Raw genomic sequence first — 9,082 nt, forward strand, 5'->3', positions numbered from 1 at the left:
CAGGGCGTCCGCCCCGTAGTCGCGGACCCAGTCCATCGGCTCGATGCCGTTGCCCAGGGACTTCGACATCTTCCGGCCGTGCTCGTCACGGACCAGGCCGTGGAGGAAGACGTCGGTGAAGGGTACCTGCGGGCGACCGTCACGCTGCTCCTTCGTCGTACCGGACTCGCCGGTACCGAGGGTGGAGCCGGTGATGGTGTCCGCGAAGGTGCCGAACATCATCATGCGGGCGACCCAGAAGAAGAGGATGTCGTAGCCGGTGACCAGCACAGAGGTCGGGTAAAACTTCTTCAGCTCGTCGGTGGCGTCCGGCCAGCCCATCGTGGAGAACGGCCACAGCGCCGAGGAGAACCAGGTGTCCAGGACGTCATTCTCCTGGTGCCAGCCCTCGCCGGTCGGCTTCTCGTCGTCGGGACCGCAGCAGACGATCTCACCGTCCGGTCCGTACCAGATCGGGATGCGGTGACCCCACCACAGCTGGCGGGAGATGCACCAGTCGTGCATGTCGTCGACCCAGTCGAACCAGCGCGGCTCCTGGGAGGCGGGGTGGATGACCGTGTCTCCCTCACGGACGGCGTCCCCGGCCATCTTCGCCAGCTCGTCGACCTTGACCCACCACTGCTCGGACAGGCGCGGCTCGATGGCCTCCTTGGAACGCTCGGAGTGGCCCACGGAGTGGACGTAGGGGTGGATGCGCTTGAGGACGCGGCCCTGCTCCTCCAGGGCGAGGCGGATCTGCTCGCGCGCCTCGAAGCGGTCCATGCCGTCGAAGCGGGTGCCGGTGTTCGCGATGTGGCCGGTCTCGTCGATGACCTCGGGCATGTCCAGGTTGTGACGCTGGCCCATGGCGAAGTCGTTCGGGTCGTGCGCCGGGGTGATCTTCACCATGCCGGTGCCGAACTCGGGGTCGACGTAGTCGTCGGCGATGACGACCATGCTGCGGCCCTCGATGAAGGGGTGCGGCAGTTCCGTGCCGACGAGGTCCTTGTAGCGCTCGTCGTCCGGGTGGACGGCGACGGCGACATCGCCGAGCATCGTCTCGACCCGGGTCGTGGCGACATCGGCGTGCGGCCCCTTGCCCTCGACATCGCCGTAGCGGAGAGTGACCAGCTCACCCTCGTCGTCGGAGTAGACGACCTCGATGTCGGAGATGGCGGTGCGCAGCACCGGGGACCAGTTGACCAGGCGCTTCGCACGGTAGATCAGGCCGCGGTCGAAGAGCTCCTTGAAGATGGTCTGGACGGCCTTCGACAGGCCCTCGTCGAGGGTGAAGCGCTCGCGGTCCCAGTCGACGGAGTCGCCGATGGCGCGCATCTGGTTCTGGATGACGCCACCGAACTTCTCCTTCCACTCCCAGACACGCTCGACGAACTCGTCGCGGCCGTAGTCGAAGCGGTCCTTGCCCTCGGTCTCCTTGAGCATGGCCTCGACCTTGGTCTGGGTCGCGATGCCGGCGTGGTCGGAACCGGGCAGCCACAGCACCTCGTAGCCCTGCATGCGCTTGCGCCGGGCCATGGAGTCCATGAGGGTGTGGTCGAGGGCGTGACCCATGTGCAGCTGGCCGGTGACGTTCGGCGGCGGGAGCACGATGGAGAAGGGCTTCCTGTCGCTCGTCGCGTCCGCGTGGAAGTAGCCGGCGTCTACCCAGCCCTGGTAGAGGGCGGATTCCACGTCGGTGGGGTTCCACTGCTTCGGGAGGCGGTCGGCCCGGTTCTCTTGCTGGTTACTGCCGGTGGAGGCGCTGCTGCTGGTCTGATCAGTCACGGTTGCACAGTCTAGTGCAGGGGCGGACGTGGACCGTGACCGGTCGGCGGACCCGACGCGGAAGCTGGAACTTCATGCGACGGGTCCGCCGACCGGGAACTGCCGGCACAGAATGCGCTGCACACCTACGTCCGCAAGGACCCGGTCGGCCCGCTGCTCGGCATCATGCCGTGGAACTTCCCCTACTACCAGGTCGCCCGCGGGGCCGCACCGAACCTGCTGCTGGGCAACTCCCTGGTCCTCAAGCACGCGTCGATCTGCCCGCTGTCCTCGCAGGCGTGCCAGGACATTCTGGAGGACGCCGGCCTGCCGGAAGGCGTGTTCCAGAACATCTACGCCTCGGGTTCCCAGATGGACGCCTTCGTCGTCCTCGGCGGTCTCTCGGACAAGGACATGGACCGTGTCCTCGACCGCTATGTGGGTCTGCGGATGTACAACACCGGCCAGGCGTGCAATGCGCCGAAGCGGCTGATCGTCCTGGATGACGACTACGACCGCGTCATCTCCGGCCTGGAGCGGCGGATCAGTGCGCTGCGGCCCGGCGAGTGGGACGATCCGGAGGCCGATGTCGGCCCGCTGTCCTCGGTCGACGCCCGTGACGAGATCGTCGAGCGGCTGGAGGCGGCGTCCTCCGAGGGGACGGCGACAGTACGCGTCGGTGGTCGGGCGTTGGAGCGGCCCGGCGCGTTCATGGAGCCGACCCTGCTCACCGACGTCGATCCGTCGGCCGACGTGGGCTGCAACGAGATCTTCGGGCCGGTCGCCATCGTGTACCGCACCACCGACGTGGAGGACGCCGTGCGGATCGCCAACGACTCCGACTACGGACTGTCGGGTTCGGTGTGGGGCACGGACCTGGAGTTGGCGGAGCGGACGGCGGCGCGGCCGGAGGTCGGCATGTCCTTCGTCAACGAGGCCTCCGCTACCGCGGCGGGGCTCCCCTTCGGCGGTGTGGGACGCCCCGCTCTGCGGTCTATCGCTGCGCACCTCAGCCGCAGGTCGGGCGCTCCAGGTTGGTTTCCCGACGCCAGACCAACCTGGAGCGCCCGACCCGGAGCTCTCATCGAAGATCTGCCGGTCCCGGATTACGGTCGCGTGCGGTACGGGACGCCACGGGGATGTGTCCGCCGGAAGGCCATCATGTCGTGGAAGATCTCAGCGGCGGACCGGTTGTCGCGGCGTCCTCCCGTAGCTGACAGGGATGACGACCCGGATGATGCGGCACCGGACTCCGTTGCGGGGAGGACGCCGGGCCGGAGTACCTGGGCGAGGTAGGAGGCATCCACGGTGGCGGCACCGACATAGCGGGCGGCGTGGACCTGTTCGGCACTGATCAGCGTCCAGTCCACGGACCACCCGGCGTGGCGGAGCATCTGGTCGAAGAAGAAGCGTTGCGTCCGGGAGTTCCCGTCGCGGAAGGGGTGGACCATCGTCAGCTCTGCCCAGTGGTCGGCGACGGTGACGACGGCGGCATCCACATCCGAGGTCGACGGCGGACGCCGGGCAATGTCCCGGAACACCCGGTCGAGTTCCTGGTCAACGTACTGCGCCCGGCACATCGCCATGCCCATCGCACCGACCTCGCCGCTGCGAAGCTGTCCTGCCCAGGGGTAGATGTCCGGCATGAGGTAACTGTGCACTTGGCACAGGTCGTCCCGGGTGAAGCTCGTGAGCGGGGCGGATCTTTCGAGTTCGTACAGGCGCCTGGCTGCGAGCTCGCCTCCCAGCGCTTCCAGTTCAGCACTGTCCGTGATCCCGAAGTAGTTCTCCGGTGCGTCCCCCGCTGAATCCCCCATGGCCTGTCCCCTATTCCCCTGTCGCGATCCGGCGTCGAAGTTCCTGCGCTCTGGGCGTGTTCCCGTAACCCTGCTGTTCCAGCAGGTTCAGCACCGACTGGTCAGCGGAGATCTCTCCCCGGAGGATCCTGCGACCCTCCAGCTCCGTCTCCGGTGTCACCGGCTGGCCCGCCATGGTCATCGACGCGGCGACAGCGGCGACCTTCTGGTCCTCGGTCCTGTAGTCGTGGTCCTGCGCGGTGTTCATGACGGGTAATTCTACCCGGCGCAGCGGATAAAATGAGGTGATGTCCACTTCCCCATCCAGCAGTCACACTGCGGACAACTTACGGCTCAGTGGTGACCGCACCGAGGTTGCCCGGATGCGGCGAGGCATCTCAAAGGCGGAGGTGTCCCGGCAACTCGGTGTCACCGCCAGAACCTGGTCCCGCTACGTGTCCGACGGTGCCCCGGCGCGCGTCGCCGAAGATCTCGCGACGGTCCTGCAGATACCTGTGGCTACTTCGCCGACACCGCCCTTCCGAGCCTGTCCGTGGATGAAGTCAACTTCCGGGCAGGCCGACGTGCTGCCGCCGTCCACCGGCACGCCGCCGTCGCCGCCGGAACTTTCGGTGTCATGGTTGACCGGTGGATCGACCGTCGGTTCACCCGTCCTTCCTGGTCATCTGCCCACGCTCCCGCAGTCGATGAACTGGAGGTGTCTGACGCGGTCCTCGCCGCACAGACCCTCCGCCTGATGTGGGGGCTCGGGGAAGGCCCGCTTCCGAACATCGTGCAGTTGTGCGAGGCGAAGGGCATCCGCGTCTACGGTCTTCCACCGGTTGCGGATGTCGTCGATGCATTCTCTGGTTGGTCGGACGGAAATCCCTACATCTTCCTTTCCCGCAGCAAGACCCCCGAGAGGTCACGCTTCGATGTCGCCCATGAACTCGGCCATCTGATCCTCCATCCGTCCTACGTCGGAAACGACGCCGATGCCCACCACCGACAGGAGGAGGACGCCGACCGTTTTGCCGCCGAATTCCTCGCACCGGCATCGAGTGTCTCGGAACGTCTGACGCGACATCCCTCGGTCGACCAGGTGCTGGCATTTCGCTCAACCTTCAAGGTGTCCGCCATGATGACCGCCAAGGCCCTGCTACGCAGCGGACGTACCGATGACGCCGGCTACCGACGGCTCTGTTCCGCCCTCGCCCGCCGAGGCTTCCGTACCGGGGAACCTGGCGGTATGGCGCATCATGAGCGGTCCCGGATCTTCACCCACATCTTCGGGCCGGACGCCGCCGACAAACGGACCACCGCCGACCGTATCGCTGAGGATCTGTCGCTACCGGTCAACGACGTCCACGCACTGACCTTCAGCACACAGGTCCACGCGGTAACTGCCAACTCCAGGGAAACCCGGAACTCCACGGCACCGTCCCATAGGCAGTCATCGACAACGCCGCAGCTGCGACTCGTTAAGGGCTGACCTCGGGGCGTCAGTCCTCGTTTTCCCCGGGCTTCACCACCCGCACACCGCGGGGCCAGGTGACATCGACCTCGATGGTCCGGTGCATGAGGTTCTCCATCGGCTCGCGATGCTCGGCTGACCGGCAGCGCGGAACCACCTCCTTCTCCACGTCAGGCAGCAACACGATCGGCGGGACCTTCAGCGCGTAGGCCAACCGGTAGACGTGCTCCATCGACATGTTGGTGACGCGACCGTTCACCCCCGTGCCGTGTCCGCGTTCGATGTTCTGGATCTGATTCCGGCTGATCCCCGCCCGCTCCGCCAGCGCCTCCTGCGTCAGTTCCAGGTCACCCCGCAGCTGCTTCACCCGGTACGCCACCTCAGACGCGTAGGTCTTCCAGTCGAGGTCGGGGGGCGGGGTATACACAGCGTTCAACTGTCTCCCCCGAACGGCGTACTGTCCGCACAGTATATTGTGCTTATCGGGTATTGTTCACTTCACCTACGTCCTTCCTCACCTGGAGCATCCATGCACACCGATCATCGGGCCGCTGGCACACCGACTCTCAGCGTCGATGATCTGATCCCTGGCCTGCAGCTTCTCGGCATCAGCGAGCACCCGGTCGAGATCATCCGCACCGTCCGTTCCACATCCGGCGCCACGATCACCTACCGCCATCCTGACGGAGCGCTTCAGGAGACTGTCGTCTTCGAGGACGACCTCCCCCTGCTCAGCGTTCAGAACCCGGCAGACGCGAACCTCTTCACCGGAGACGCCGCGGAGTTCCGTCTCGCCGCCGAGGCTCTGCGAATCCAGACCGCCGGCCTGCACGACCCGATGCTCGCGGTCACCTCCAGCGACATCCAGCCCCTGCCCCATCAGATCCGTGCGGTCTACGAGGAGATGCTGCCTCGCATTCCCCTGCACTTCCTGCTGGCAGATGACCCCGGCGCCGGAAAGACCATCATGTCCGGGCTCTACATCAAAGAGCTCATTCTGCGCGGCGACGTGGAGCGCTGCCTCATCGTCTGCCCCGGTGGGCTGGCCCCGCAGTGGCAGGAGGAGTTGCGGGAGAAGTTCGGCCTGCACTTCCATATTCTGTCCCCCGGAGCTGTGGAAGCCTCCGCCACCGGCAATCCCTTCACCGACCACGACCTGCTTATCGTCCGGATGGATGCCGTGGCCCGCAGTGACGAGGAGTTGCTGCCGCTGCTCAAGGGCACCCACTGGGATCTGACGATCGTGGATGAGGCGCACCGGATGTCCGCGTCTGCGGGGTTCCGCAATGAGCTGAAGAAGACCCGTCGCTTCCAGCTCGGTGAGATGCTGCGGGACATCTCCCGGAACCTCCTGCTGCTGACCGCCACCCCGCACAACGGTGACAATGAGGCGTTCCAGGCATTCCTCTCCCTGTTGGATCCCGACCGGTTCGAGGGCGCGTTCCAGACCGGTACCGAAGACGTGGACACCACCGGTCTGATGCGCCGCATGGTGAAGGAGGAGCTGCTCACCTTCGAGGGGCGCCCCCTGTTCCCCGAGCGCATCGCGGTCACGGCCCCCTACGAACTCAGTGATCCGGAAATGCGCCTGTATGAGGAGGTCACCGAGTACGTCCGGACACAGATGAAGCGGGCGGAGAACTCCCTCAACGACGCGGCCGGTCGCACCGTCGGCTTCGCACTGACCGTGCTGCAGCGACGGCTGGCGTCCAGCCCCTACGCCATCTGGAACTCGCTGAAGCGACGGCTCGACAAGCTGGCGTCCTACCGCACTGAGCTGGAGCAGGCGTCGCAGGAAGGACGCGATCTCTGGTGGAACGGCCACGGTTTCACCGGGCCGATGCCCGTGATCTCCGATCTCTATGACGCGGACTCGCTCGACGACTACGCCGCCAGCGAGGTGGAGGACGCCGAGGAAGCGACCCTCATCACCCCGGCGACCGCGGCACGCACTCTGCCGGAGCTCGATGCGGAACTCGTGGAGCTCGACCACCTGGTCTCCACGGCACACACCGTGGTGCTCAGCGGCGAGGACCGGAAGTGGAGTGAGCTGCGTCGGATCATCGAGGATGAGACGCTGACCAACCAGGCGACCGGGCAGCGCCGCAAGCTCATCATCTTCACCGAGCACCGGGACACGCTGAACTACCTGGTCACTCGGATCCGGACAGTCACCGCCGATCCACGGTCGGTCGTCACCATCCACGGCGGGACGAACCGTCTGGAACGCCAGCGCATCACCGCGAACTTCACCAATGATGACGGCGTCCAGTATCTCGGCGCCACCGACGCCGCCGGCGAAGGCCTGAACCTGCAGGCGGCTCACCTCATGGTGAACTACGACCTGCCGTGGAACCCGAACCGGATCGAGCAGCGCTTCGGCCGGATCCACCGCATCGGGCAGAAGCATGTCTGCGAGCTCTGGAACCTCGTCGCCGACGAGACCCGCGAGGGTGCGGTGTACAAGCGCCTGCTGGAGAAGATGGAGGTCCAGCGCAGGGCCCTGGACCGTCCGGTCTTCGATGTGCTGGGGGACGCATTCCAGGACAGGTCACTGAAGGACCTCATCATGGATGCGGTCCTCTACATTGATGATCCTGCCCGCCAGGAGGAGATCGAGCGGATCATCGACGACCAGGTCGCCCACGGCCTGGACGAGCTCATGGCCGAACGTGCACTGGCCGAGGAGACCTTCACGGCAGCAGACCTGGACCGGATGCGGGAGGCGATGGACGCCGCCCGTGCCCGCAAACTCCAGCCCCACTACATCGCCCAGTTCTTCACCCGTGCCCTGGAGCACCAGGGTGGACGCCTCGTGCGTAAGGCAAAGGGCACAGCGGCGGTCCGTCGGCTGCCGACTGCGGTGACCGACTGGGCACGGCAGCACGGAACCCCGGTCGCCGACAGGTATGACCTGGTAACCTTCGACCCCACCATCGCCGACCGGACGGAGCGGGCGGAGTTCATCGCACCGGGTCATCCGTTGCTGGATTCCCTGGTCGACCTGTCAGTGAGGGACCTCAGCGATGTGTTGGAAGCCGGGACCGTCCTTGTCGACCCGAATGATCCGGGGATACAGCCGTGGATGTTGGCGGCGACGATGATCGAGGTACTCGACGGTACCGGCATCGCCCAGGCGAAGGAGTTCGCCTACCTGCGGGTCAATCCGGATGGCACGGATGAGGACGCCGGCATGGCCCCGTACCTCGACTTCGATCCCCTGCCGGAGGAGATCACCGCCGAGCAGGCGGTGGCCGCCGCGGGCCTCGACAGCGACTGGCTGTCCGGGAACCTCACCGAGCGGGTGCGGGACGCTGTCACGGCGTCCCGCCTGCATCCGGTGTTGCAGGCCACCCGCGACCGGATTCTGCCCGAGCTGGACCGGGTGTCTTCCCTGGTGCACCGACGCCTGTCGGACCAGATGGACTATCTGGCGAAGGCTGCCCTGGAGGCACGCGAACAGCAGGCACTGTTCGATCGCGGTGAGGTGAAGCGCGCCCCGAAGCAGTCCCATGCCTCACTGATGAAGCAGGTCCATGCGCTGTCCGCCCGGCTGCAGGAGCGGGAGGACCAACTCGCGCTGCAACGGCGCCTGTCCCCTTCCCCGCCACGGATCGTAGCCCGGGCCCTGGTGCTGCCGCAGGGCCTGGTGAATCTGTTGACCGGTGCTGACTGGGACGACGTCGACCAGCACGCGAAGGACACCGCCGAGGTGGACCGCAGGGCGGTGGACGTGGTGCTCGCCGCGGAGCGTGCCCTGGGCCGGGTTCCTGTGGAGATGCCGCACAACAATCCCGGTTTCGATGTCGCGTCCCGGTGGCCGAAATCCGCCCAGGCCTCGGTGATCATCGAGGTCAAGGGACGGATCTCCGGTGCGGAGGATTTCGTGATCACCCACCGGGAGGTACTGACGGCGAAGAACACCGGTGCCGATCACCGCCTGGCACTGGTGGAGGTGAGTCCGGAGGGGCCGGAGCATGACCGGGTCTGCTATCTGGTCGATCACTTCCGTGACTTCGCCGGGGCGGACAGTGATTTCGGTGTGACGAAGATCGTCCTGGACTGGAAG

6 protein-coding genes and 1 pseudogene are annotated in these 9,082 nt (G+C 66.2%); 3 read left to right on the forward strand and 4 right to left on the reverse strand.

All coding sequences use genetic code 11. The features are described from left to right. Positions 1–1,764: valine--tRNA ligase (locus tag QZV72_RS00445; protein WP_297003937.1), on the reverse strand; the 1,764-nt coding region annotated here is incomplete at its 3' end. A gap of 99 nt (positions 1,765–1,863) precedes the next feature. Here QZV72_RS00445 and QZV72_RS00450 point away from each other — a divergent pair. Continuing rightward, a pseudogene (locus QZV72_RS00450) lies at positions 1,864–2,724 on the forward strand (aldehyde dehydrogenase family protein); the annotation flags it as partial. Positions 2,725–2,849: 125 nt separating this feature from the next. Here QZV72_RS00450 and QZV72_RS00455 read toward each other — a convergent pair. Both QZV72_RS00455 and QZV72_RS00460 read right to left on the reverse strand, forming a co-directional pair. Further along, complete coding sequence (locus QZV72_RS00455) at positions 2,850–3,560, reverse strand: Fic family protein (RefSeq protein WP_297003939.1); 711 nt, start codon at positions 3,558–3,560, stop codon at positions 2,850–2,852. A gap of 10 nt (positions 3,561–3,570) precedes the next feature. Beyond that, entirely contained in the window at positions 3,571–3,807 is a 237-nt protein-coding gene (locus tag QZV72_RS00460) for an antitoxin VbhA family protein (RefSeq protein WP_297003941.1), read from the reverse strand. A 285-nt stretch (positions 3,808–4,092) separates the two neighbouring features. Between QZV72_RS00460 and QZV72_RS00465 the strand changes: the two genes are divergently transcribed. Beyond that, a complete protein-coding gene (locus tag QZV72_RS00465) occupies positions 4,093–5,031 on the forward strand; it encodes an ImmA/IrrE family metallo-endopeptidase (protein ID WP_297003942.1) in 939 nt (312 codons plus the stop codon). Between the two features lie 10 nt (positions 5,032–5,041). Here the strand turns inward: QZV72_RS00465 and QZV72_RS00470 are convergent, their stop codons facing one another. Continuing rightward, on the reverse strand, positions 5,042–5,440 hold the full coding sequence (locus QZV72_RS00470) for a helix-turn-helix domain-containing protein (RefSeq protein WP_297003944.1): 399 nt from the start codon (positions 5,438–5,440) through the stop codon (positions 5,042–5,044). Between the two features lie 102 nt (positions 5,441–5,542). Between QZV72_RS00470 and QZV72_RS00475 the strand changes: the two genes are divergently transcribed. Further along, positions 5,543–9,082: helicase-related protein (locus QZV72_RS00475; RefSeq protein WP_297003945.1), on the forward strand; the 3,540-nt coding region annotated here is incomplete at its 3' end.

Source organism: uncultured Corynebacterium sp., assembly GCF_902782855.1.
In the GTDB taxonomy this organism is placed as follows: domain Bacteria; phylum Actinomycetota; class Actinomycetes; order Mycobacteriales; family Mycobacteriaceae; genus Corynebacterium.